Source organism: Clostridioides sp. LIBA-2809 (assembly GCF_056688965.1).
Genome location: NZ_CP197004.1, coordinates 3,232,961 through 3,258,776 on the forward strand (window position 1 = coordinate 3,232,961; position 25,816 = coordinate 3,258,776).

Below are 25,816 nucleotides of genomic sequence, written 5' to 3' on the forward strand. Positions count from 1 at the left end.
ACATCTATCTTTTGCTGTATATTTTTAATTTTATTTTTTATGTTTATCCAATATAGAGTCATAAATTTTTTCTATATCATTAAAGTTTAAATTAACTTCATAATTATCTTTAACGAATTGACGACCTTTTTTACCCATTCTAAGTCTAAGTTCGTCATTTTCCATTAGTTTTATTATGGCATTTTTTATTTCTTCTGGTTGTTTTGGTTCTACAATTAAGCCAGTTTCATTTTCCCATACAGATTCTGGATGTCCACCTACATTTGTAACTATGACAGGTACTTCACATGATTCTGATTCTATAGCTGCCACGCCAAATCCCTCTCTTAAAGAAGGGAATACAGTTACATCAAAAGAATTAAAAGTCTTACTGACATTCTCTGGAGATATTCTTCCTAAAAACTGAACATCTTCTTCTATTCCTAATTCCTTAGTTAAATTTATTAGGTTGTCCATCTGGCTCCCAGAACCACCTATTTTAAGAATTATTTTCTTTTCTTTATATTCATCTTTCAGCATCTTAAATGCTTGTATTAAATATTCTATTCCATATTTTTTTTCTAGACTCTTTATAATTCCTATTACAAAAGCATCTTCTTTTTCTACTTCCATAGGTTTAAATCTATCCATATCTACTCCGAAAAAGGTTACATCCACATGTTTTGCTGTATATTTATTAGCTTCTTTAGCCATATCTCTACTATTTGAAAAAATATAGTCAGCTTTTCCAAAGTTATGTTTTATAATTTGTTTTTGTATAAAACCATTGTTAGGGAAATCATAAATATCAGTACCCCAAACAGAAATAATATATGGATGATACCCAAGTAGGCTTCCTATAAATCCATAACTACTTGCATACTGTGCATGCAATATGTCTGGCTTTATTTCATTTACTAGCTTCTTTATTTTTTTTATTGAGCCTAAGTACCCTGTTTTTTTAGAAATATTTTCATTTTTTAGTTCTTCTACATTAGAACCAAAGTCATAAATTTTTATCCCTTCCATGTGGCCTCCATTTAGAGAGATTACATGAATGTCGTATCCTTTATTTTTAAAAAAACTACACCATTTTAAAGTATGAGGATTTGACCCATCAGCTAAATAACAAACAGTCTTCATAATATTTACCTTCCTATCGAATAATACTCAATCCCAAGCTCTTCCATATCTTTAACCTTATAGCAGTTTCTTCCATCAAGAACAAGAGGATTTTTCATCTTTTCCTTATACTTATGTATATCATAATTTAAGACATCTTTCCATTCTGTCATTATAAAACATATCTCTGCATCTTCTATTGTATCATCTATAGAATTTGCATAAAGTATAGAGTCACCAAATATTTTTTTAGTATTATTTACACCAATTGGGTCATATACTGTTACTCTTGCTCCTCTTTCAAGCAAATATTTTATATTTGGTATAGATGGTGCTTCTCTTATATCATCAGTCTCTGGTTTAAAAGTCAAACCTAAGACAGCAACCTTCATATCTTGGAAACTCTCAACTAATTTTGATGCTTTTCTAACTAATTTAAGCTTTTGGCTTTCATTTACTTCGATTGCAGCCTTTACTGTTTTTAATTCGTAGCCATTATGTTCAGATAACCAATGAAGTGCTTTTGTATCTTTTGGAAAACAAGAACCTCCATACCCTATTCCTGCTTTTAAAAACTTACTTCCGATTCTATCATCATAACTCATTCCTAAAGCTACATCTTCTACATTAGCTCCAGCTATTTCACAGAGATTTGCAATATCATTCATAAATGATATCTTAAGTGCCAAGAAATTATTTGATGCATATTTTATCATTTCAGCACTATTTCTATTTGTAACTATTATAGGTTGATTAAATGGTTCATAAATTTGCTGTAATATATCTCTAGCCCATTCACTTTCTACACCTATAACGATTCTTGAAGCATGTAAAGTATCTTTTACTGCTGTCCCTTGTGACAAAAACTCTGGATTAGATGCAAGTTCTATTTTGACATCATTTTTTAAGTTTCTACTTATATAATCTTCTATTTCTTCATTTGTACCAATTGGTACTGTAGATTTTATTACCACTAGAGTATCCTTTGTTACAGTTTCAGCTATTTGCTTAGCAACTGCCTTTATATAATCTAAATTAGCTGAACCATCACTTCTCTCTGGAGTACCTACAGCTATTAATATTATATCTACATCTTCATAAGCTTTTTTATAGTCAGTAGTGTAATCTATTCTTCCTCTATTGTAATTTTTAACCATAAGTTCTTCTAGGCCTTCTTCATATATAGGAGCTATTCCCAGCTTCATTGATTTAACTTTTTGTTCATCTACATCAACACAGATTACATTCTCATTACCTACTTCTGCTAGACAAACGCCTGTAACCAATCCTACATATCCAGTCCCAGCTATAGCTATTTTCATTATCTTTACCTCCAAGTATATAAAACTTATACTCTCTTCTTGATAGCATTAAAAACATAAAAACAAAATACATATAGACTTTTTGGCAAACTTAAATTTTCAACATTCCTATAAGTATTCCAAGTTCGTTTTAATGCTTTTATCTTATTGCTTGATATAGAATTTCCAACTAGCCTATAATTAACTAAATCTTCCTGAATTCCATATGCATATTTTTCCTTTTTAAGTAACTGTAACCAAGTTGCAGTATCTTGTCCTCTTCTTACTAAAGGCATGCTAAACTCTCCTACAATCTCCTTATCAATGACCACTGTAGAACACCCTATTATAGTATTTCTAAGTAATCCTTCATAGTCAATCTTTTTAGGTGCTCTTGCAACTTTGCTCGTTTTTGTTCCATCTTGTCTCATATATCTATAAGATGTAAAAGAAAACCCGATTTTTTCTTTTAACATATATCCTATCTGAATTTCTAACTTTTTACTATCCCACAAATCATCACTATCTACAAATGCAATAAATCGACCTTCCGCATTTTCAATACCAACATTCCTAGATACTGCAGCTCCAGAATTTTTTTCAAGTTCTATATATTTTATTCTAGCATCTTCTTTTTGAAAACTTTTTATAATTTCACTTGAATTGTCCTTAGAACAATCATCCACTAATAAAAGCTGCCAATTTTTATAAGTTTGATTTTGGATTGACTTTATTGTCTCTGATAAAAACTCTTCTGAATTATATACAGGAGTGATTATCGATACTAAAGGCTCATTCATATTTTTACTCTCCTTATATAGCAACTAGCAGTACTATACCAACAAGTTTACTTAGATACTAATTTTCTTTGTCCAATATATTTGTAATATCCTAACGGGAATAATACTAAATACAACAATTTATCAGATATTTTATTGATTTCTCCAAAATAATGGCTGTCAGACAATAACGAATATCTAGCTAAATTTATGTAATTTTTTATCCACATATATGGATATCTACCTAATGGATATGTATTCTGATTTATTAAATATAAAAACTCTAATGCTCTACCTTTTAATGCATTTTTATTTAATATATTTTTAGTCAAACCATCATCCAAATAATCTCTTATTATCATCGGTTTGTTTACACATTTAACTTTATAGTATTTAGACATTTCATTCCATACTACACTTTCTGGTAAAAATCTCACTTCTTTTCTTTCTGGAAAAGGAAATTTTATAAGCTCATCAGTTACAAATACTATACTTTTATCTCCCTTAACGCCATACTTAAAATATAGGTCTGCAAAGTGACATATTTTCTTATCTTCAGGCATTTCTGTACCTATTAAATCTCCGCTTGGATATACACAAAGGCCAACAACTCCACTAAACCCTACTTTATTCTCTACAGAATTCCATTCATCATTAGCAATTTCAAGAGAATCTTTAATTAAACCATCATCACTATCTACAATGAAAAATAGTTCTCCATCTGCATTTTTTACACCTAGATTTATTGCAGTATGCTTTCCTCCATTTTCTTTGTATATATATCTTATATTTAATTTATTTTCTGATATAAATTTTTCAACTAATTCTTTAGTACCATCTCTACTTCCATCATCAACAATCAACCATTCAAAATCATTGAAGTCATAAGTTTGAGCTTTTAAATCATTGTACAAATTTTCAAGTAAATGAGCTCTATTATATGTTGGAGTAAATACAGTAAATTTATATTTATACATTAATTAAATCTTCCTCTCTATCTAACTTTTTTTAATTCCATTTATTCCATAATTAATAAAGTAGTATATAGCTTTGTATAGAGGTATTTTTTCTATATTTCTATATATATTCCAAGTCCACATGGCAGCTTTTATTTTATTACCACTTAGTGAATTGCTAGACTTTCTATATAATGCTAGAACTTCATTTATTCCGTGAGCAATATGCCCTTTTTTCAATATAGATAGCCATAAAACATAATCTTCATGTCTTACACCACTCATTTTGATTTCAAAATCTAGTTTAGACTTATCAATTACAACAGTAAGACATCCTAATATATTTCCTTTTAATAATCTTTTATAATCTACATTAGGTGGTACTTTTATAACTTTGTTTAATTTTTTATCATTTTCATCCATCAGTTCATATGAAGTAAATGAGATTACATAATCATTTTCTAACATAAAGTTTACTTGTTTTTCTAACTTACTACTATTCCATTGGTCATCGCTATCTAAAAAAGCTATAAATTGTCCTGTTGCCTTACTTAGTGCTAAATTTCTAGCATTAGAGACACCCTTATTAGTCTCAGTCTTTATACATCTTATTCTACTATCTTGTTGCATATAAGATTTGACTATATTAGGACTATTATCTGTTGAGCAATCATCAATAATTAACATTTCCCATTCTTGATAAGTTTGGTTTAATACTGATTTTATGGTTGCTTCAATAAATTTTTCAGAATTATACATGGGAGTAATTATAGATACTAAATTCTTCTTCATATTACCTTCCTCATCATTTATAAAATATTTATTTAATTTTACTTATTACACAATCATATATCCTCTTGCAGTTCTTATTGTCATTATATCTGAAAAACTTATTTCTCTCATTTTTTTGGTTATCCATAACCTCAAAATTATTTTCAATAATATCAATAAGTTTATTCACAGCTTCATCATTATTATAAGCTAAAGACCCAAACATTTCACCTTTCAAATCTATATATGAATCAACTTTTTCCATATATTCCTCCAAATCAAATTGGTAAAACAGTATAGGTCTATTCATATATAAAAAGTCTATAGCTACACTTGAATAATCAGTTATATTTGCAGCTGATTTTCTAATTTCATTTGCTAGAGTTACCCCTTTGTCTAAAAACACAATTCGTTTTCCCGTTATATTTTCTTTTATGTCATCTATAAACTCATGCATAAGATGATGCATATAAATTTTTACATTTATATCTTTCTCATCTAGTATTTTATTTAACTTGTCATCATTCAAAAAATTCATTATACTTTTAAAATAATCTGTATCTGTAAATTTTCCTGAACTAAATTTTATCCAATCTCTCCATGTAGGAGTATATAGTATATCTCGTGTTTGTGCAACTTCATTTGTTGGTAAATTGTCGTATCTTGCATTTCCAATTATATAAACTGAGTCATCCAACATTCCCCAGTCATTTACCATAACATTTCTTTCAAACTCAGAACTTGCTGTAACTATATTATAGCTTTTATATAGATTATCTATAATATTTTTGAATTTTTTATTCATTGGTTTTCTCTTTTTAAAACTTATAGTCCCATGATTTAAGAACACTTTTACCGTCTTTTTATGAAAATAATTAAGAACAGGTACAGCAAAATTATATGGTGCTATATCTGCTGATGGCGCATGTGAAAATACTATAGCTTTTGAATTGTAATAATATAGATAGTTTTCTACACTTCCTCTTATTAATTTTTTGCCTGGAATTTTATCGAATACTTTACTGTCTTTATTTACTACCCAATAAGTTTCTACATCATTATGCTCCTTCAACATATACTCATAAAAGAACTTCGCATTATCATTGTATATATCTCCTGAATGTCCACCTATAAGCCAGATATTTCTACCATTAAACTTATGCTTATTAAATGGATACATAAAAAAAGCCAAAAGCATATTTATTAAAAATTTAACCTTGTCCATAAACACCATCCTCATTATAACTTATACTGTCTAAATCCATTAATTCTTCCTTTTATAGTGGCACTATGATAATCTCTGTTGGAACTCAATATAAGACCGCCTATATTTCTTACAAGTTTTGATGCCATAACCTTTACAAACTTATAATTCTTTCTATAGATTATTTCTTTTTTGCAGAGTGCTCCAAAACCTCTTCCATAGTTATAATCTTTTTGATACTTTTCTTTAGATTTAGAATGTTTTTTTGCAGGATGGTAAATTATATCATCTCCAAAGTATTTTCCTTTAAATCCTAAGCTCAATAAATTTAAAACATAATCTATCTCTTCACCAGCACCAAATTCTCCACCAACACCTAATTTTTCATCAAATCTTGTATATTCTTTCTCTTCAAAATCAACAAAAAAAGTTATAGATGTTATAGTATTTAAAACGTTGGAACTTGTAATATCACAAGTTCCATCCGCCATTTTTTTAAATGCATCAATTTTATTTGCATCCATAGTTTTGCAACTGTATATTTTATAATCTTTATTTTGATTAAAGAAATTTATAACTTTTTCTAATGTATCACTTTCGTAAACACAGTCATCATCAGGGAAGCCTATAATTTGCCCTTTAGCATTGTCTATGCCTACATTTCTGTTATAACTTAATCCTGGCTTATCACTTTTTATATACTTTATGTCTAACTTATCAACATATTTATCAACTATATCTTTAACTTTGTTATTATTATTTTGGTCTACTACTATAAGTTCAAAGTTTTTGTAAGTTTGACTTTTTAAGCTATCCATAAGTAAGTATATATCATCATATCTATTTAATGTTGGCATTATTAATGATATTAACATTACTACCTCCTACTTTTCGTTTTCCACAAGTCTACCTCTCTTTTATCATTTAATATAACTTCTTTTATTAGTAACACTATTACAAAACTAAATGAAGCCTCTAATAGTAAGTTTTCTGCAAAAGAGTATAGTAAAAATATGAATAAAGCTACTAAATACTCCTTTTTATCTTTTTCTATAAAACTTCCTATGCCTTTATACATCAAATACATAAATAATATACAAGCAACTACTCCCAGCACACTAATTATATATATATAAGAACTATCTAATGGATTAGTTGCTTTTATAGCTGCACTATATGAATTTCCAAAAGGTTTCATAAAATTTCCTGCTTCAGCTAAGTATACGTGCCAATACTTAGGTCTACTTGCTAATAATCTATTTAATATACTGCTTTTAGAAAACATTATACCAATAGCCACACTAGATAAAGTAAGTAGTATTGGCAATATCTTTACAAGTGTTGGTAGACCTTTTATTTTTTTTATGTTTATTAATCTTATTATTTCTACAAATATTAATCCTGCTAATATAGTAAAAAAACCAGTTCTACTATATGTAGTTTGATAAACAAAAAATGCAGAACCAAATAAAATTATTCTATCCCATTTATTATAGTTTTTATATCTTAAGAATATATATGCTGCATATATAGTAACCATATGATAAAATACACTATTTGGATTGCCAAGCCCAAAATCCATTCTTGTAACAAGCATATCTATATTTTCTATATATCTATAGTGGACTTCTTGATTAAATACTAATGAAGGAAATAAATTAAATAATAATATAGCTGCTATTAAAAAACATGCAGATATTATTAAGTAACTTTTAACTATATATTTATCATCTATTTGTTTAGCTGATACAGCTAGTAAGACAATTAATAATATAGCTCCTTCTCTATTTAATACATAAAGTAAGACACAAGCTCCAACTAGAAACATTTCTGTTATACTTTTTCTCTTATCAAATAAAAAAAGTAGCATTAGTATTCCTATTGAAGAATAAAATAACGCTGATTTAATCATCCCTAGATTTATATTTGGGTCAATAAATGATATCATATACTTTCTAAGTACTATGATAAACAAAACAAATATATAAAGATATTTTTTCATCATAATATTTCTATCATCGTTTAAAGTCTTCATTTTACTTTCTCCCTTTTAGTTTCGTAAAGTATTACTTGCAAATATTTTACAACACTTCCATATCTTATTTGCACCTGTTAAGTGTTTGCTTTCTAAGAAATAATTTCTCTTTTTAGCCCAACTTTTTCCCCACCAATGTATCCCAAAAGTGTTTTCTGTTATACATTCTGGTGTAAAGTCTTCTTTAAATCCAAAAGGATAAAAATATTCTTTATCATAGGCACATATGCCCTCTTCATAATTATTTGGGTCAATCTTATTATAATTTTTTTCCATAAGATGAGTCATAATCTTTGGTATTGTAAACAATGAAGAAGTAAGCACTTCTTTTTCATAATACTCCAATAAGTCTTTTAAAAAAGGATGTCCTTTTTCTGCACCTATTATAGCTCCATTTATATATTCTCTATCATCTTCATACCCACAGATTAGTCTATTGTTTTCCAAAAGAGGAGTTATATCCTTTAAGATTTGCATATCTGTATCCATATAAACTCCACCTTGTTCATAGAGTACTCTTATTCTTGTGTAATCTGATATGAATGCCCAAAGCTTTCTTTTATAACATTCTTCCAAAAATTTATTTCCTTTTATCTCTTTTTCTATATCAAAGTTTTTTTCATTCCACTCTACTATCTCATATTCTGGAAGTTTTTCTTTCCAAGAATTTATACATATATTTTCTATATTTCCTTTTGGACCACCAAACCATACATAATGTATTTTTTTAGGAATCAAATGACCACCTCCTACATATATTCTTGTCTATCTTCTTCTTTTAATTGCTCTACTATCTTTTTGACATCTTGAGCTTTATCTTTTCTACAAACCATAACTGCATCATTCGTAGATACTACTATCAAATCACTAATACCTATTGTAGATATTAATTTATCATCTGAATATATAATTGAGTTTTTAGTATCTATAGTAATATTTTCACCTCTTTTGATGTTACCTTCATTATCAGTTGGGTATATTGCACCCAGAGAATCCCAAGAACCAACATCATTCCATCCAAAATCACCAGGAACTACTATAACATCATTACTTCTTTCCATAATACCATAATCTATAGAGATTGATTGTATTGTTGGATATATTTCTTTTATTTTTTCTATTTCATCTTTTGTTCCTAAGTAATTACTGATTTCCTCTAACTTTTCATATACTTTAGGTAAGTATCTCTTAAAATCTTCTAATATTTTAGATACCTTCCATACAAACATTCCACTATTCCAGACATATTTTTTAGAGTTTACATATTCTTTAGCAATTTCATAGCTTGGCTTTTCTACAAACTCCACTACTTCATATGCAACATTCTCTATTGTGCTTTCTCTATTAAAATTTATGTATCCATACCCTGTTGATGGAAATGTAGGAGTTATCCCAATAGTTACTAGTTTATCATTATTTTCTGCTATATAGATAGCTTTTTCTAAAATAGATTTAAATTCTTTTTCATCTTTTATATAATGGTCAGCTGGATATACACACATAACACCATCACCATATTTTTTCATTATATTAAAAGCTGCAAAACCTATAGCTGCAGCAGTATTTCTGGCACATGGTTCTGGTAAAATATTGTCATCTAAACATTTATCTTTTACTGTATCTTTTAAAGCATACATTTGCTTCTCGTTAGTTACTATAAATAAATCTTCTTTTTTTGCTAGAGAATCTATTCTGTTTATAGTTTCATTTATTAAAGCATCTTCTCCACTTAAATTTATAAGCTGTTTAGGTACTTCTTGTCTACTAAGTGGCCAGAAACGAGTTCCGCCTCCTCCAGCCATTATGACATTGTATACTTTCATTGTTTATCTCCCCTTAGCTTTTTATATAGAATCCACTACATTTAATATATAAGATATTAAATTTTTCAATTTAAATTCTACATCTTCTTGTTTGTCTGAATTTGCTCCAAAGTAGAATTTGATTTTAGGTTCTGTACCTGAAGGTCTTATAGCTATCCAAGAACCATCTTCAAGTAAAAATTTAAGTACATCTGATTTGGGTAAATCATCGACTCCATCTTTATAATCTAAAATTTTATCTACTTTTACATCAGCCACATTATCTATTTTAACACTTCTAAAGTAAAGCATCATCTCTTTTATTTTTTTTATTCCATCTATACCTTTTAAAGTCACTGACTTTAATTCTTCTTTATAATATCCAAATTTATTATATGTATCTATCAAAGCTTCATACAAGTTCATACCTTTTGAAGAATAGTATGCTGCCATTTCACATATCATAAGTGAAGATACAACACCATCTTTATCTCTAGCATGAGTTCCAATTAAGTAACCATAGCTTTCCTCATATCCCATTATAAAGCTTCTATCATTACTTTCTTCAAATGCTTTTATTTTTTCTCCTATAAATTTGAATCCTGTTAAAGTATTTAAACAATCTACATTATAAGCCTTTGCTATTTTTGCACCTAGTTCTGATGTAACTATAGTTTTTATTATTGTAGGATTGTTTTTAGGAAGTTTATTTTCTTCAACTAAACTCTCTAATATATATCTAACTAAAAGTGAACCCACTTGGTTTCCATTTAAAACTACATATTCACCACTTGAATCTTTTACAACAACACCTACTCTGTCACAATCAGGGTCTGTTCCTATTATCAAATCAGTATCATTACGCTTTGCCATTTCAATAGCTATATTAAATACTGACTTTTCTTCAGGATTAGGATACTTAACTGTTGAAAAATTAGAATCTGGTAATTCTTGCTCTGTAACTACCATTACATTTTCAAAACCACATTCATTTAAGACTCTTCTTACTGGCTTATTTCCAGTTCCATGAATAGGTGTATATATTATTTTTAATTTTTTTCCGTATTCATTTATTATATCTTGTCTTAAAACTTGTTTCTTAACAGCCTTTATAAACTCATCATCTACTTCATTATCTAATATAGTTATTAAATTTTTAGATAAGGCTTCTTCAAAATCGAAACTTTTAATAATACTATAATCATCAATCTTATTAACTTCTGCTATTATATCATTTGCCATATCTATACAGATTTGGCCTCCATCTGAGTCATATACCTTATATCCATTATACTCTTTAGGATTATGACTTGCTGTTATTACTATTCCCATAGCACACTTTAAGTATCTAACAGCAAAAGAAAGTTCTGGAGTAGGCTTTAATTCTTCAAAAATATAAGCCTTTACACCATAAGCACTTAAAGTCTTTGCTACTTCTATGCAAAACTCTCTCGACATGTATCTACTATCATGTGCTATAACTATTCCTTTTTGTTTTCCTTCTTCTCCTTGAGTCTTTATAATATAATTTAAAACTCCAAGTGTCGCACGTCTAACAGTATAAATATTAATTCTATTAGTTCCCGCTCCTATTATACCTCTTAAACCACCTGTTCCAAACTCTAAATTCTTATAAAATCTATCTTGTATTTCTTTTTCATCATCTTTTATGTTTAATAGCTCATCTTTTGTTTGTTCATCAAAATAAGGAGAATTTAACCACATTTCATAATTATTCTTATAATCCATATTTTCATCCTTTCTGACTTTATTTTAATTTTTTAATGTAAATATCTATCTCTTAAGTAGTTTTTGTTTTCCTTTTCTTAAAAATTCAAAAGCTAAATCCATCTCTTCTACCTTAAATAAAACTATCAATATCGTATATACAGAAGCTCCACCTAATACTCCAACTCCAACTGATATAATTTCTTTGATTGTTCCTGCACCCATAAATGCATATAGATTATTATATATCAATAAAGTAACTACTGCCATTACGCCCGATGCTACCAAACTCTTTATACCAGTCTTTATAATTTTATCTCCTCCAAAATATCCATTTTTCTTTTTAAGAGATATAAATAGTAATATAACTGTAATTATATTAGATGTACTAGTTGATATAGCAATACCTGCATGACCCAGTGGTCTTATCAGTATTAAATTAAGAACTATGTTTATTATCAAAGCTATACTTCCATTTATCATTGGTGTCTTTGTATCTGCAAGAGAGTAAAATGCTCTATATAAAACATCTCTTACTCCACAAGCTAATAAGCCTAGCGAATACAATCTAAGTGCTATAGATGTAAGGTCTGTTGATAATGCGTCGAATTTACCCCTTTGGAATAAGATTCTAACTAAAGGTTCTGCTAATATAATAGCTCCTATAGATATAGGAAGCACCACCAATATAATACAGTTTGATGATTTTACAATAGTACTTATAAATCCTTCTTTATTATCTTTACCTGACATTTTTGCTAGCTTAGGATATATAACAGTTATTATAGATGTAACAAATAACGCCATAACAAACTCATTTAGTCTATTTGCATAGTTAAGAGCAGACAACTTTCCATCCCCCAAAGTCGTTGCCAATAATCTGTCAACAAATATATTTAACTGTCCAACAGCTACTCCTATTAACATAGGCAATACTAGGTTAACTAATTCTTTTATAGACTCATCCTTTAAATTTATATAAGGCTTATACTTATAGGACTTTTTAAATGCAAATGGCAACTGAAATAATAGTTGACTCGCCATAGCAAGTAGTGCTCCTGCTGGTAGTATCCATACATTTTTTCCTGCACTTAATGCTATTGCTGCTATTATTATAATGTTATATGGAATTCCTATAAGTCCAGGAATTACAAAACTATCATTCACCTGTAAAAATGAACTAAATATTTTACTTCCACTCAGGAACAAAACTCCTGAAATCATTATTTTAGTAAATAATATTGCTGCTTGGAACTTAGCAGGGTCATTTCTAAATCCAGCTGCAAATACTGTAACAAATTGCTCTGTAAATAAAAGCCCAAGAATAGCTATTATTATAGCCATTATATAGCATATATTCAAAACATTATTAGTAAATTTTAAGGCACCTTCATCTCCGAGTCTTTTCTTTGTCTCAAAGTACATAGGTATATAAGTTGTAGCAATTGCAGAGCCTATGACTGCTATGATTAAACCAGGTATATTTAATGTTAATACAAATACGTCTGCATACATACCTGTCCCATAGAAATTTGCAAGTACAAGTTCTCTAAGGAAACCTAATACTTTTGAAAACATAGTGGCTGCCATAATCCACAATGCTGCTTTAGCTGTTTTTGACATTTTCTTTCTCCTTATCTATTTAAACTCTAAAAGTAGAACTTTTAAAACTGCTTATAAACATTATTCTGATTAAATAAATCTAACCTATGAAAAGCTTCCTTATAAATTAAAGACTATATTGAATCATATCTAAGTGCCCTAAATGTAATCAATAACAATAATAGTATTAATATTATACAAGATAAGGATGTTAGATTAAATATACTCTTTAATAGATTATAATCCCCTACTGCATATCCAACTTCAACTACCTCATTTATATTGTTACTTTTTAAGAATTTATCTTGTGTACTACTTAAATTATCACTACAAATCAGTATTGGCATATTTTCTTTAGCTGATACTACTCCCAAAGAAATATATTCATTTACATCAGACCTACTACCAAAGTCTAAACTAGCAGTATATATTTTCTTTATATCCTTTTCATTATAAAACTTCTTTATTAAATCGATATTCGTACTTGATTTATTTATTTGCTTTATACCTTCTATATTTTTTAAGCTAGAATCAACTTCTGCAATAAACTCTTTTGAATCACCTAACGCATATATTGTTTCAAGGTCTTTACCTTTTAGAAAATCAATTTGTTCTTCAAAACCTTCATCTTTAGCCCATATTATTGGCATTCCATTTTTAGCGGCATAAGAATATACAGATATGGCATTCTCTAATCCTACAGTTGAGCTAAGTAAAAATGCTTTATCAAATCCTACTGTTCTATACATTTCTCTAGCTATCTTTAAGGATGTATCATATCTGTCTTTTCCTCTTATTCTTTCAACTTTCATTCCCATTCTTTCTATAGTACGCTCAGCATCTTTAGATACTGCTTTTAAACCACCTATTATTGTAACTTTCTCTGTACCCAGTTCTTTTAGATAATTCCTTGTTACTCTCCCAAGATTTTTATTCTTAGTTACAACTATTGGGGCATTTTTTACATAGGCTAAAGGTGTTGCACTTATACTATCTACAATTGAATCTTCATTTACAAGAATTACTTCCTTAGAACTCTTAAATACTCTTTTATTTAACTCTGTAGAAATCTCTGGTATACTGCCTTCTATCAACTCTTCTTTAGGATTTGCATCTGCAAATACTCCTATCGTACTAGAAATAGAGATTAATAAAACTAACGATAATATAGTAGAAATTTTTTTAATCATAAGTTCTCATTCCTTTTCTTTTTTTGTATTTTTTGACAATAAAAAAGCTCTTTTTAAAGAGCTTTTTCATTGATTAGTAATCTAATATTTTAAAATTATCTAGCTCCATCTCCTGTCAATACTACTTTAACAGTTTTAAAGAGTATCTTAAAGTCAAGTAATATACTCCTATTTTTTATATAGTAAATATCTTCTTTAAGTTTTTCTTCAGGAGTGATTTCGTATCCACCATTTACTTGTGCCCAACCTGTAAGTCCAGGTTTTATAGCAAGCCTGTTGATAAATCCAGGTATTTCCTCATTAAATTGAACAGTAAAGTTTGGTCTCTCTGGTCTAGGGCCTATTAAACCCATGTCCCCCTTTAATATATTAAACAGCTGTGGAATCTCATCAATTCTAGTTTTCCTAATAAACTTTCCAACCTTAGTTATTCTAGGATCATCTTTTTCAGCCCATTGTGCGCCAAATTTTTCTGCGTCTGTTCTCATAGATCTTAATTTATATATATAGAATCTTCTCCCGCATTTTCCTAGTCTTTCTTGCTTATAAGTTATTGGTCCTTTGTCCTCTATTTTAATAAGAATTCCAAATATTGCTATTAAAGGTAAACCTATCACAAGTCCTATTATAGATAAAACTAAATCCATAATTCTTTGGTACAAGTCGAATAAAACTGTTCCTTTTACTATGCTATAGTCAATCTCGCTTGCAATTTCTTTATCTGCCCCTGGATAGCTTTTAACTTTAGGTATTTCACATTCATCATTAGTATATCCAGACATAGTTACCTCCATATTGGAATAAAAATTTTTTTAATTCTTAATTTCAACTTATTTCTATCTTATTTTTGACTTATTTCTATATTATACTCAATAATGAGCAGATTATCAATACAATAAACGTCATTGTAAACAATTTGATTCTTTACAAAAATATATCATCCCTTGCTATATTTTACATTATAACAGGAGATGATATATTTTGCTTTAATATTTTTTGTTTTATTTTACAGATTCTTCTATTCCTATACCAATTTGAGTTCCCATTGTTTTTACTTTTTCAGCTGTATTTAACTTATCCATATCGCTCTTATTGTCTATAAATGCACATTCAACAAGTATTGCTGGATAATTATTAGTTCTTAAAACATATAGGTAATCATTTCCATTTGCAAGTGTTTTTGTCTTGATTCCTCTATTTTTCATGTCAAATTTTTCTAATATTCTTTTTAATATATTTGATGCAGCAGTCTTAGTTTTTCCGCCATTTTTATCTTTTACTTTATAATAGATTTCTACACCATTACCAGCTCCATTAGATGCATTGTAATGTATACTTGTAAATAAATCTGGTTTTATAGTATTTGATAATGCTGTTCTTTCTCCTAAAGCCATTGTTTTATCTGTATCTCTAGTCATAACAACATTTACACCTTTTGAACGTAAATATTCAGTAGTTGCTAATGCTGTATTAAGAGTATATTTCTTTTCTTGTGAGCCACCATTTAATCCACTTGTTGCTCCTGAATCAGAACCCCCATGACCTGGGTCTATCACTACAGTTTTTCCTGCAGCATCTCCTGGATTTTCTGGTTCTGTAGGTGCATTATGCTTTGATAAGCTAGATGCTATAGAGCTTATAACACTATCCTTCATTCCATCACCAATTTGATATACTGTTCCTGCTGTTTTTTCTGATAAGTTTGTAGTATGATATGCAGAAACATAAGTTTTTGGAGTTATAAGTATTGGAGCTTTTAATTTAGCTGCCAAAGGTCCTGCTGTTATTGAGTCAACTATTATGTCAGATTTTGCAACTAACATTGCACTCAACTCTTGGTCTGGATAGAATGTCTTAATTACATTTGCATTTGTTTCATGTCTATCTGCACCAGAAACTCTATTTTTTGAAGCTCCATTTTTTGCTATTTTAGATATTTGGTCTATAAGTTTTGATGATAAACTTTGGCTACCACCTATGTAATAAGCTTCTTCTAAACCTTGTGAAGATAACCAATCATATGTACCTTGTGGTACAGAATCTTTATTAGATAATATTATAGGTTGTTGGTCTTCACCTGCTTTTGGTGAAATGTTAAGAGCATCGTATTCACCAGCATAGCCATTTGCTATGTATATTTTATTAACATCATGGTACTTGTCTATTTCTTTTGCTATAAGTAAAGATGTTTCGTGTCTATCAACACCACCAATACGAGTTACATTCACGTCTACAGCAGATTTAATTTGAGATACTGCCTTTTGTGAAACTGAACCATCATCACCGATGATTATTACATCACTTGGATTTAGACGTTTTAATTCTGCCTTTGTGCTTTCTGGTATATCATCTTTATTTGCAAGTAATATTGGTGCATCATAAGTAGAAGCAAGTGGAGTAGCTGTTATTCCGTCTGCTGCCAGTTCTCCATTAACTATTACAACCTTCTTAGCTCCATCTTTCCAACCTTGTTTACTTATCTCAACAGCAGTTTCAAATCTAGTAGCTCCTGCAAGTTTTTTTACTGGTGCAGAAGTTTTTCTCATATATTCATTTACTGCTTTTGTTGAATTTGCATCACTTATTATAAATTCTTGTGTAACATCATAATCTTTAAGATTTAATCCCATAGATTCTAAGTCTTCTTTGTTTAAGACTTTTTGTTCATCTTTACCATTTACTTTTATGCTTTGAAGTTCCCATACATTTAAGTATTCTGGGTCTTTATTATAGTTTATTACACCTTCATATGTATCTGTCTTTTCATTGTAATTTAAAGTAGCTTCAAGTGGCATATCATAACACATAAAGTTTAATGTTATTGAATCAGCATTTAATTTTTCTTTAAATTTCACACTTGCATTCGATTTACTTCCTAACACTACACTTTTTCTTTGTAAATTTATATTAATATCTGAATTAGATTCTGTATTTGCAGTAGTATTTTCCGCCGCTAAAGCCACGTTTGGTGCCACCATCGCTACAGACAACATTCCTGTTGCCAATAATTTTGTACTCTTTTTCATTATATCCCCCCTAGATTTTTTAGACCTTTAAATCTTTTTTAATTCGTCTTGAACTTGTTTTATATTACATAAATTCAATATTATGTAAATCTTTTTTCATTATAGCACAAAAAATTACAAATTGTAATCTTTTTGTAATCTTTTATGGCATGATTTTTAAATTTTATCTAGAGGAAATTTGGGTTATATCCGATACTTTCTGTATATTTAAACAAAACAAAGGAATACTTATCTAAAAAAATATCACACTAAATTTTAATAAATATTTTTTTCTTATACATAATAGACATTACTATAACCCAGAATAAGACATACAATAAAGAAAATACAAGTGAATCCCAAGTTGTACCTGCCCAAGGTGTTATAAGTTCATATGTAACCCACTCTACCAAAGTAGTTGGATAATCGACTTTATCTGTAAGTTTTGGAAGATTCCAAAAAACATGGCTTAATATCTCAAGGCACATATATGTAAAAATAGGGCTACTCCCAAGTGCTATTATTGGTGTGAATATTTTACTTTTATTTTTGATGTCACATATGAAGTAAAATATTGCCAGTAATATACCATAACTTCCAGCCATTAAAAGTACAAATGAGCTAGACCATAATCTTTTATTAAATGGAAAATATTGATTAAATATAAAAGCACATATTAGTAAAAGAATACTCATAACTAATATTTTAAAGAATTTTTTGTATTCTCCTATGTTTTCTTTTAAAAGTACACATCCCATAGTACAACCCAACATTCCTGAAGAAATTGCTACTATACTAGTTAGGAATCCATCTGGCTCAAACTCTGGTTTATATAAATGACCTTTAAAAAAACGGAAATCCACTAATTGTGCAAGAGAACCTTCTAACTCAAATCCATATGGTTTTGCCACTACATAATAACCTATTATTATAAATGCAGATATACATATAAATATAATTATAGTCATAGTGCTTCCTGCATTTAATTTTTTTAGTAGTAAGTATACTAAACTAGTTACAAAATAAACTAGTCCCATACGTTGAAGTACTCCAAGTATTCTTACAGTATTTAAGTCATGATTTCCTAGGTAATTTAAGAAAAATCCAAATAATATAAGTAAAATACTTCTCTTAAATATACTGAGTACTATGCTTAATGTAGACTTATTGTTTTTTAGTTTACTATTTATTGATATTGGAATTGTAACACCTAAAGATATAACAAAGAAAGGAAATGCAAAATCTGCAAGTGTTACACCATGCCATATAGCATGTCTTAGTTGAGGATACATTCTCATCCAAGTTCCAGGATTATTACAAACTATCATGAGGGCTATCGATAGCCCTCTTATTATATCTATTGATTTAACTCTGTTTTTCATAATTTTTGTATCTAATTTACCTTCAAATCCACTTTCCATATTACCTCCCCCAAGATTTAACTGTATATTTAGATTTAGCTATGAATCTATCTAACTATATATCTTCAGATATAAGTCTAAAATATAGCTTTCTTAAATACACATCTTTTTAATTAAGAAACTTCTTTAGAAATCCAAGTTTATCTAATATATCTTGTATCTTATTAATTTTCTGGCTTATAGAATCTATAGTTTTTTCTATTGAATCAACCTTAGCCTCTAAATCCTCAACCTGATTTACTTTTTTATCTATAGTTCCATGATTAGTGATGTCACTATTAGATGAGTTATCTATAAGCTTTCCTATATAGCCATCATTAATTAATTTTGTATCATTAGCAGATGCCAATATCATCATTGTTTCTATATCTGAATTTCTAGTATTTTCTATAACTCTACCATTTTTGTCACGAACTGACAATATAGTTATTGTATCATGATTATTAAATCCACCTTCTCCAATATTTCTAACTATAACATTTACTAAAGTAGCATAGTTATTTACTTCACCATTAGGCATATCTACTGTAACAGTTTTTGAGCAATCGCCTTTTATGTTAATAGTTATTGGCTTATTTGTCACCATTCTAAAAGCTTCATTTACAGTATCCTCTTTTGGATTAAAGTTTATAATATCGTTAGGACTTGCAATATTTATCATATCAGTTAATTCTTCAACAGTTTTTGCCTCAAAAACAGTCTTATCTTGTATACTCTTAATCTCATCAAAAGCTTCTTCATTTCCATTTCCACCAACTTGTGTTACAGTACTTAATTTTTTCGTACTAAGTACATCTCTCTGCTTTGTATTTAGTTTATCACCAACTAAAACGACTGGTGACTCATTTCTAGCTGCTAATACTCCAACTGCTAATGAATCTATAAGCTGGTTTTCATTTTTACTTCCATCCTTGGTAACATATAGATTATTTAAACTTGTATCAGTATAAAATTTTTCTACAACTTTAGCATTAGTTTCATTTCTATCTTTTCCACTCAATCTTTCTGCATTAGGAAGACTCTTTTCTACTGCTCTTGATACAGAATTTGTACCTCCTATTACATATGCCCTTATAACTTTCTCCTCTTTTATAAATTTTTCAAATGGTTCTACTCCATCTTTGGGACTAGATAATATTATAGGCATGTTGTTTTGAGCAGATGGTGCTCCAACACTAACAGCATCACTTAGACCTTTTTCTCCATTTACAACAGCTACTTCCTTAACATCTTTTATGTCTTTCAATTTATTAGCTAAAATCAATGAAGTTTCATATCTATCATTACCACTAATTCTTTCTACATTAAATCCTTCACTTTTCAATTGATTTTCTATATCTTTACTTAAAACAATAGTACCACCTATCAAATAAATATCTTTAGCTCCTAGACGTTTTATCTCTGCTTTAGTTCTATCATCCAATTTATTATTTTCTGTTAAAAGTATTGGTGCTCCTTTAACTTTTGCAAATGGTGTAGCTGAAAGAGCATCTGCTAACGACTTATCATTAACTAGTACTACATTAGTACTAGAGCTATAAGCCTTTTGACTTATCTTTACAGCAGTTTCATATCTTCCATTACCTATTATTTTTTCCTGTGTAAGTGCATATGATGAAGTTATAGAAATGCTACTTAAAGTAAGCGCCATTGTTAATGTTGTTAAAATAGTTTTTGGTGCTTTCATTATCATTACCCCCTTATTTTGTTTAAAATCTTACTATATTTATATTATAAAATATCTTTACACTATTTTACAGTTTAAATTTATTACATTTTTCCTCACTCAATAAAAAAAAAGCTATCTCAAAACAGAGATAAACCTCTTTTTCATTGTTGAAATGCTAAAAATATATTTTATTTCATACAAAAAGAGTGCCTCATGAACTAAAAAGTTCATTTTGAGACACTCCATTTTGTTACTTTATATCTATAAACTTATATTAAATATTTTCTAATAATAAAATGTATAGCTTTACTATCTTTATATTTGTTATTTTCCTAAAAGACTATTTAATTCATTAAAAGCACTTTCATTTCCATTTCCACCAACTCTAATAGGAGTTTCTATTTTCTTAGATTTAAGAACATTTTTTTGACTTTCATCTAATTTATTCCCAACTAGAACTACTGGTGAATCAGTTTTAGCACCTAATGCTCCTACTGCTAGTCCATCTATTAAGTCACCTTGACTTTTTGAACCATCTTTAACAACAAAAGCATATTTTAAGTCTGAATTAGTATAGAATTTATCTATTATCTTAGCATTAGTTTCATTTCTATTACTTCCTGCAAGTCTTGTTGGATTTGAAAGCTTGCTTTCTAAGTTTGATGATAAAGTAGCTGTACCACCAATTATATAAGACTTAGTTATTTTTGATGAATTTAAAAACTCATCAGCACCTTGTAACTCACTCTTTTCATTAGTAAGTATTATTGGCATATTGTTATCAGCTGCTGCTGCACCAACACTTATTGCATCTGCAAGTCCATTGACACCATTTGCCACTGCAACTTGTGAAACAGATTTTATACTGTTTAGTTTTTGAGCTAGAGATATACTAGTCTTGTATCTATCACTACCTGAAATTCTTTCTACTGATATACCCATATTGCTAAGTTGGGTTTGTACATTCTTACTTAAAGAATTCTCTCCACCTATTAAGTAAACTTTTTTAGTTCCTAATCTTTGTAATTCTGATTTAGTTTTTGAGTCTAAGTTATCTTTTCCTGTTAAAAGGATTGGAGAATCAATTGCTGCTGTAAATGGTGTAGCTGTTAAAGCATCCACTATTGCATTTCCATTTACTAATACTGCATTTTGTGAAGAAGTCCATCCTTTTTGACTAACTTTAACTGCTGTTTCATATCTGTCTGCTCCAGTTAAAGATTCTCCTGAAGTAGCTTGTCCAGAAGATGTTTTTGTTATAGCTTTTATAACAAAGTTACAAGGAGAAAATTCACTATATGTATTTATATCTTCAAATTTATTATTTTGAAGTATGTAACTTTCACCTAAGTTTGCTTTAGCTTCATATAGATAGTATGCATCTATGTTAGTTTCATATGCTAAAGTTGATTTTTCTCTATTAGGATTTGCTGTGTTGTCTATAACTACTACTATTGCTCCTTTCCCTTTTGGAAGGTTATAAGAGTTAGTAGGCACATTTATGTATCCAGAGTATGATACTGTTCCATTTGCAAGTTTTGTCATTGAGTTGTTTTGAGGAACTCCATTTACTACTGGTGCATAATATACTTCATATTTTGCTCCTACAGAGTCTGTTTCAAACATAACTGAGTCAAGTTTTTCAGAATCTCTGCTGAAATCAAATACATTTGCTGCAGTTATTTTATTTGACATTATCTTACTAAGACCAGCATATTCAAGTTGGTACATTTTTTTGTCGCTGTCTGGTTTTGATACTGATTTCATTGCATAGTTATCTGTATCTGTTAAAAGAGTTTTGTCTTCATAAGAAATCCAGAAGAATCCTTTCATAGAGTTGAATTCTCCCCAACTACTTTTTACTAACCATGCTCCATTTGATTCTGGCTTAACATCAGAAGCAAAGTTGTCCTTTGAATAATTGTCGTCCCATCCTACTATAGCTACAGCATGATTTAAAGGTGCTCTCTTATTTGTACAATTATATGCTGTTTCATCATCATTAAAGTAATTTGTATAATGTGCATATCCTGATGTAACAGAACCGTATTGCATTATAGCATTTTTTACAGTTTCTTTATCTTTACCAAGACGAATAACATCTGTTACATTAAATTGTGTTGGTGCAGTATCCATATTTGAAGGTCTAGTTGCACCTTGTTCTTCAGATTTAAGATTATATGGTATGTCCTTTTCTAATTTAGGCCCTGCCCATGCAGTCAAATATCCTATAGCTGTTACATTTGAGCTACCTGACATATCGTCTAAATTCCATCCATATGTTCCACCAGTTGACCACCATCTAAAGTGCTCTTCTGAAAGGTCATAATTTCCATAACCTTTTAACTTTAAGTATGATTCTAAAGTTGACATACTAGAAAATGCCCAGCATGTATTAAGATTTCCTTGATTTTTTGCTGGTGTAGTCAATCCTAAGTTTATTGGATTGTATGATGCACTCGCTTTGTATGATGATGGGAGAGTACTTCTTCCCTTATTTTGAAGTATTGTACCTTCCATTTCATGTGGAACTGGTATTACTCCATTATATTTTGCTGTGTCTCCATTTTTGACATCTTCTAGATATTGAAGATAGCTTTCAGAGTATTCTGCAGTTTCTACTCCATCTAATATTTTATTGTTTTCTGCTGATACAGGTACTGTTGACACTATTAAAAAACAAACTGTCAACAATGCCAGTAGCTTTGACAATTTTTTTGATTTGTACTTTCTCATATTTACCCCCTTGTATGTATTTAATTTTTATTATATCAGATTTCTAAATCGAGGTCATATTTTATTTTGATAAAATATGGATTATAAGTGCATATTAATTGTATAGTTCTATAATTTTGTTTTTTATGATATTTTATAATGTATTGATTTTATTAATTAATGGATATGTTATACTAAAGTATGTTAGAATCTTCAAGAATAGTTATATTTGATTAGTTTGGGAGGGTTATATTTGATTTTAAAAAAACATAAAGAGACAATATTATATTTATTTTTTGGAGCATTTACTACCCTTGTGAATATAGTTTCTTATTTATTTTTTACTAGAGTTATTTTATTTAATTTTATGGTTGCAAATGTTTTGGCATGGATATTTGCTGTTTTATTTGCTTATGTTACTAATAAGTTTTTTGTGTTTGAAAGCAGAAGAGTTGAGTTAAAATTTTTATTTAAGGAATTTTTGTCTTTTGTTAGTTTTAGGTTGATTTCTGGTATTATAGAAATGATTATTATGTATATAATGATTGATTTACTTTTTGTAAATGATGTTATAGTGAAGATTTTTACTAATATAGTTGTTATAGTTTTAAATTATTTATTTAGTAAGGCTATAATTTTTAGAAAATAAAAGCAGATTACTTGATAGTAATCTGCTTAATGAATAAATTCAGTTTTTAAATTCCATCATCTGTAATGCTAGATTTTCCCCATCGTGAAACTTCATTTTTTGACGTATCTATTTCTATTGCTTCTATATAGGATCCATCTTTAGCCTTTTCAGTAAATGGTTGATTTGATGTTGGTACTATATTCCAACCTTTAATACTAATTTTTTCTCCAACATATTTGGCAGATGGCTTTTCATCAACTACTCTATAATAAATTTCATACTTTGAACTTTCAGGTTTTGTTGATATAGTTATTCTTACATAATCTTTTAAAGCTGGTATACAAGACTCTACTTTAGGATATAAGCCACGAGCCTTTTTATCTTCATCTTTATCAGTATCATTAGTTGTAGGTTTTTTACCACTTATTGATGGTTCTTCACTTCCACTTATAGTATCAATATTACCTGAATTTTTTATTGTTACACTAGAAGAATTATTAGATATTTTAGTTATTTCTCCACGATTCATAATATATACATCTTTTGAATTTTTAAGTATTGTTATAAGCCATATTTCTCCAGAATTTTCATTTTCTATTTTACATCCATTCTCATCATAAATATCTATACCTTGTATACTTCCTTCATTAACTAAAGTATCACTTTTTATATTATTTATTACTAAATCATTATCTATATCCCCTAAATTTTTTATATCTCCATTTGGCATATCTATAGTTATTGATTGTTTGTATATACCCTCAAATTCAATAGTTATAGCTTTATTTGTTTCTACTTTAAATGAGTTAGTTATATTTTTATCTTTTTCTGGCTTAAATCTTATAATATCATTTGCATCTGATTTCTTTATAGCAACATTAAGTTCATCAATAGTTTCAACAGTATACTTAGTCTCTTCTTGGATATCTAGTATGTCTTCTACAACATTTTCATTCCCTAAACCTCCAATTTGAGTAACTTTATCTATAATCTTAGTATTTAATATATCTTTTTGATTAGTATCTAATTTATTACCTGCTAGAAGTATTGGAGAATCATTTTTTGAAGCTAATACTCCTACTGCCAAAGAATCTATTAAATCATTCTTATTCTTTGTACCATCTTTTGTAACATAAATATTTTTTATATCAGTATTTTTATAGAATTCTTCTATAATCTTTGCATTTGTCTCACTTCTGCTCTCTCCTGCTATTCTTGTAGCATTTGGTAAACTTTTTTCTACAGAATTAGAAATAGAATATGTCCCACCTATTACATATGATTTTTCTATATCTTTACTATCTATAAAATTATCAGCTACTTCAGTCCCATTATTTGAATCAGAAAGTATTATTGGCATATTTTCTTGAGCTGCTATAGCTCCAACACTTACAGCATCAGCAAGTCCCTTTTCTCCATTTACCACAACTATTTTAGATATAGAATTTTCCTTATCCAATTTTTCAGCTAATTTTAAGGAAGTTTCATATCTACTACTTCCAGATATTCTTTCAAAGTTTATACGCTCTGCATCTAATTGCTTTTCAACATTTGAACCTATCGCAATTGAACCACCTATCAAATATACATTTTTTACACCAAGTCTTTTTAATTCTGCTTTTGTTCTACCATCCAGTTTATTACTTTGAGTTAATAGTATTGGTGCATTTTTTGCTTTTGCAAATGGAGTAGCTGATAAAGCATCTGCTATTGAATTATCATTTACTAATACAGCATTATCAGACTTTGTCCATCCAGATTGACTTATTTTTATAGCAGTTTCCCATCTACCAGAACCTGTTAGTGTATCTTTGGTTGACGCATTAGACGTATTTCCATATAATGTAATAGATAAAAATGTTATAGTTAATAATGACACTATCTTTTTTGATATTTTCATTAATTC

General features: G+C 28.8%; 20 protein-coding genes. 1 reads left to right on the forward strand and 19 read right to left on the reverse strand.

Features of this window, described 5'->3' with window-relative positions; translation table 11 throughout:
* Positions 1-30: 30 nt before the first annotated feature.
* The 18 genes from ACTG44_RS15365 to ACTG44_RS15450 all read right to left on the reverse strand — a co-directional run bounded on the left by ACTG44_RS15365 (position 31) and on the right by ACTG44_RS15450 (position 23,300).
* Positions 31-1,122 carry a glycosyltransferase family 4 protein gene (locus ACTG44_RS15365; RefSeq protein WP_479920777.1) on the reverse strand — a complete coding sequence of 364 codons (1,092 nt, stop codon included), beginning with the start codon at positions 1,120-1,122 and terminating at the stop codon, positions 31-33.
* 5 nt (positions 1,123-1,127) lie between these two features.
* Positions 1,128-2,423 (reverse strand): UDP-glucose dehydrogenase family protein, encoded by a 1,296-nt coding sequence (locus ACTG44_RS15370; RefSeq protein ID WP_479920778.1) that lies wholly within the window; start codon positions 2,421-2,423, stop codon positions 1,128-1,130.
* A 26-nt stretch (positions 2,424-2,449) separates the two neighbouring features.
* Complete coding sequence (locus tag ACTG44_RS15375; protein ID WP_021385696.1) at positions 2,450-3,202, reverse strand: glycosyltransferase family 2 protein; 753 nt, start codon at positions 3,200-3,202, stop codon at positions 2,450-2,452.
* A 47-nt stretch (positions 3,203-3,249) separates the two neighbouring features.
* Positions 3,250-4,158, reverse strand: coding sequence for a glycosyltransferase family A protein (locus ACTG44_RS15380; RefSeq protein WP_021385664.1), 909 nt, complete (start codon positions 4,156-4,158; stop codon positions 3,250-3,252).
* Positions 4,159-4,179: 21 nt separating this feature from the next.
* The gene (locus ACTG44_RS15385; RefSeq protein WP_021385701.1) at positions 4,180-4,929 is read right to left on the reverse strand and encodes a glycosyltransferase family 2 protein; all 750 of its coding nucleotides are present in this window, start codon (positions 4,927-4,929) and stop codon (positions 4,180-4,182) included.
* A gap of 28 nt (positions 4,930-4,957) precedes the next feature.
* On the reverse strand, positions 4,958-6,133 hold the full coding sequence (locus ACTG44_RS15390; RefSeq protein ID WP_479917333.1) for a CDP-glycerol glycerophosphotransferase family protein: 1,176 nt from the start codon (positions 6,131-6,133) through the stop codon (positions 4,958-4,960).
* Positions 6,134-6,147: 14 nt separating this feature from the next.
* Positions 6,148-6,987 (reverse strand): glycosyltransferase family 2 protein, encoded by an 840-nt coding sequence (locus ACTG44_RS15395; protein WP_479919304.1) that lies wholly within the window; start codon positions 6,985-6,987, stop codon positions 6,148-6,150.
* A 2-nt stretch (positions 6,988-6,989) separates the two neighbouring features.
* The gene (locus tag ACTG44_RS15400) at positions 6,990-8,147 is read right to left on the reverse strand and encodes a polysaccharide polymerase (RefSeq protein ID WP_479917335.1); all 1,158 of its coding nucleotides are present in this window, start codon (positions 8,145-8,147) and stop codon (positions 6,990-6,992) included.
* Positions 8,148-8,162: 15 nt separating this feature from the next.
* Positions 8,163-8,885 (reverse strand): glycosyltransferase family 32 protein, encoded by a 723-nt coding sequence (locus tag ACTG44_RS15405; protein WP_479920779.1) that lies wholly within the window; start codon positions 8,883-8,885, stop codon positions 8,163-8,165.
* An 11-nt stretch (positions 8,886-8,896) separates the two neighbouring features.
* Positions 8,897-9,970, reverse strand: a complete 1,074-nt coding sequence (locus ACTG44_RS15410) for a mannose-1-phosphate guanylyltransferase (RefSeq protein WP_479920780.1) — start codon at positions 9,968-9,970, stop codon at positions 8,897-8,899.
* 21 nt (positions 9,971-9,991) lie between these two features.
* Complete coding sequence (locus tag ACTG44_RS15415) at positions 9,992-11,698, reverse strand: phospho-sugar mutase (protein ID WP_479920781.1); 1,707 nt, start codon at positions 11,696-11,698, stop codon at positions 9,992-9,994.
* Between the two features lie 45 nt (positions 11,699-11,743).
* The gene (gene murJ, locus ACTG44_RS15420; protein WP_021385722.1) at positions 11,744-13,300 is read right to left on the reverse strand and encodes a murein biosynthesis integral membrane protein MurJ; all 1,557 of its coding nucleotides are present in this window, start codon (positions 13,298-13,300) and stop codon (positions 11,744-11,746) included.
* 113 nt (positions 13,301-13,413) lie between these two features.
* The gene (locus tag ACTG44_RS15425) at positions 13,414-14,469 is read right to left on the reverse strand and encodes a cell wall-binding repeat-containing protein (RefSeq protein WP_021385686.1); all 1,056 of its coding nucleotides are present in this window, start codon (positions 14,467-14,469) and stop codon (positions 13,414-13,416) included.
* A 95-nt stretch (positions 14,470-14,564) separates the two neighbouring features.
* Entirely contained in the window at positions 14,565-15,251 is a 687-nt protein-coding gene (locus tag ACTG44_RS15430; RefSeq protein ID WP_021385677.1) for a sugar transferase, read from the reverse strand.
* Between the two features lie 219 nt (positions 15,252-15,470).
* Complete coding sequence (locus ACTG44_RS15435) at positions 15,471-17,495, reverse strand: N-acetylmuramoyl-L-alanine amidase (protein ID WP_479920782.1); 2,025 nt, start codon at positions 17,493-17,495, stop codon at positions 15,471-15,473.
* A 248-nt stretch (positions 17,496-17,743) separates the two neighbouring features.
* Positions 17,744-18,895 carry a DUF5009 domain-containing protein gene (locus ACTG44_RS15440; protein WP_234781137.1) on the reverse strand — a complete coding sequence of 384 codons (1,152 nt, stop codon included), beginning with the start codon at positions 18,893-18,895 and terminating at the stop codon, positions 17,744-17,746.
* Between the two features lie 109 nt (positions 18,896-19,004).
* Positions 19,005-20,582 carry a cell wall-binding repeat-containing protein gene (locus tag ACTG44_RS15445; RefSeq protein ID WP_479920783.1) on the reverse strand — a complete coding sequence of 526 codons (1,578 nt, stop codon included), beginning with the start codon at positions 20,580-20,582 and terminating at the stop codon, positions 19,005-19,007.
* Positions 20,583-20,888: 306 nt separating this feature from the next.
* Complete coding sequence (locus ACTG44_RS15450) at positions 20,889-23,300, reverse strand: cell wall-binding cysteine protease Cwp84 (RefSeq protein WP_479920784.1); 2,412 nt, start codon at positions 23,298-23,300, stop codon at positions 20,889-20,891.
* A 232-nt stretch (positions 23,301-23,532) separates the two neighbouring features.
* Between ACTG44_RS15450 and ACTG44_RS15455 the strand changes: the two genes are divergently transcribed.
* A complete protein-coding gene (locus ACTG44_RS15455; RefSeq protein WP_479920785.1) occupies positions 23,533-23,928 on the forward strand; it encodes a GtrA family protein in 396 nt (131 codons plus the stop codon).
* Positions 23,929-23,974: 46 nt separating this feature from the next.
* On the opposite strand, the gene ACTG44_RS15460 is transcribed toward ACTG44_RS15455, so the two are convergent.
* The gene (locus ACTG44_RS15460; RefSeq protein WP_479920786.1) at positions 23,975-25,810 is read right to left on the reverse strand and encodes a cell wall-binding repeat-containing protein; all 1,836 of its coding nucleotides are present in this window, start codon (positions 25,808-25,810) and stop codon (positions 23,975-23,977) included.
* Between the last annotated feature and the right edge of the window lie 6 nt (positions 25,811-25,816).

What these genes read in the sequence shown, in the direction of transcription:
- murJ (WP_021385722.1), bottom strand. Translation starts at nt 13,300, where the DNA reads ATGTCAAAAACAGCTAAAGCAGCATTGTGGATTATGGCAGCCACTATG.
- ACTG44_RS15435 (WP_479920782.1), bottom strand. Translation starts at nt 17,495, where the DNA reads ATGAAAAAGAGTACAAAATTATTGGCAACAGGAATGTTGTCTGTAGCG.
- ACTG44_RS15460 (WP_479920786.1), bottom strand. Translation starts at nt 25,810, where the DNA reads ATGAAAATATCAAAAAAGATAGTGTCATTATTAACTATAACATTTTTA.
- ACTG44_RS15430 (WP_021385677.1), bottom strand. Translation starts at nt 15,251, where the DNA reads ATGTCTGGATATACTAATGATGAATGTGAAATACCTAAAGTTAAAAGC.
- ACTG44_RS15375 (WP_021385696.1), bottom strand. Translation starts at nt 3,202, where the DNA reads ATGAATGAGCCTTTAGTATCGATAATCACTCCTGTATATAATTCAGAA.
- ACTG44_RS15400 (WP_479917335.1), bottom strand. Translation starts at nt 8,147, where the DNA reads ATGAAGACTTTAAACGATGATAGAAATATTATGATGAAAAAATATCTT.
- ACTG44_RS15370 (WP_479920778.1), bottom strand. Translation starts at nt 2,423, where the DNA reads ATGAAAATAGCTATAGCTGGGACTGGATATGTAGGATTGGTTACAGGC.
- ACTG44_RS15450 (WP_479920784.1), bottom strand. Translation starts at nt 23,300, where the DNA reads ATGAGAAAGTACAAATCAAAAAAATTGTCAAAGCTACTGGCATTGTTG.
- ACTG44_RS15395 (WP_479919304.1), bottom strand. Translation starts at nt 6,987, where the DNA reads ATGTTAATATCATTAATAATGCCAACATTAAATAGATATGATGATATA.
- ACTG44_RS15365 (WP_479920777.1), bottom strand. Translation starts at nt 1,122, where the DNA reads ATGAAGACTGTTTGTTATTTAGCTGATGGGTCAAATCCTCATACTTTA.
- ACTG44_RS15385 (WP_021385701.1), bottom strand. Translation starts at nt 4,929, where the DNA reads ATGAAGAAGAATTTAGTATCTATAATTACTCCCATGTATAATTCTGAA.
- ACTG44_RS15425 (WP_021385686.1), bottom strand. Translation starts at nt 14,469, where the DNA reads ATGATTAAAAAAATTTCTACTATATTATCGTTAGTTTTATTAATCTCT.
- ACTG44_RS15380 (WP_021385664.1), bottom strand. Translation starts at nt 4,158, where the DNA reads ATGTATAAATATAAATTTACTGTATTTACTCCAACATATAATAGAGCT.
- ACTG44_RS15390 (WP_479917333.1), bottom strand. Translation starts at nt 6,133, where the DNA reads ATGGACAAGGTTAAATTTTTAATAAATATGCTTTTGGCTTTTTTTATG.
- ACTG44_RS15440 (WP_234781137.1), bottom strand. Translation starts at nt 18,895, where the DNA reads ATGGAAAGTGGATTTGAAGGTAAATTAGATACAAAAATTATGAAAAAC.
- ACTG44_RS15410 (WP_479920780.1), bottom strand. Translation starts at nt 9,970, where the DNA reads ATGAAAGTATACAATGTCATAATGGCTGGAGGAGGCGGAACTCGTTTC.
- ACTG44_RS15445 (WP_479920783.1), bottom strand. Translation starts at nt 20,582, where the DNA reads ATGAAAGCACCAAAAACTATTTTAACAACATTAACAATGGCGCTTACT.
- ACTG44_RS15415 (WP_479920781.1), bottom strand. Translation starts at nt 11,698, where the DNA reads ATGGATTATAAGAATAATTATGAAATGTGGTTAAATTCTCCTTATTTT.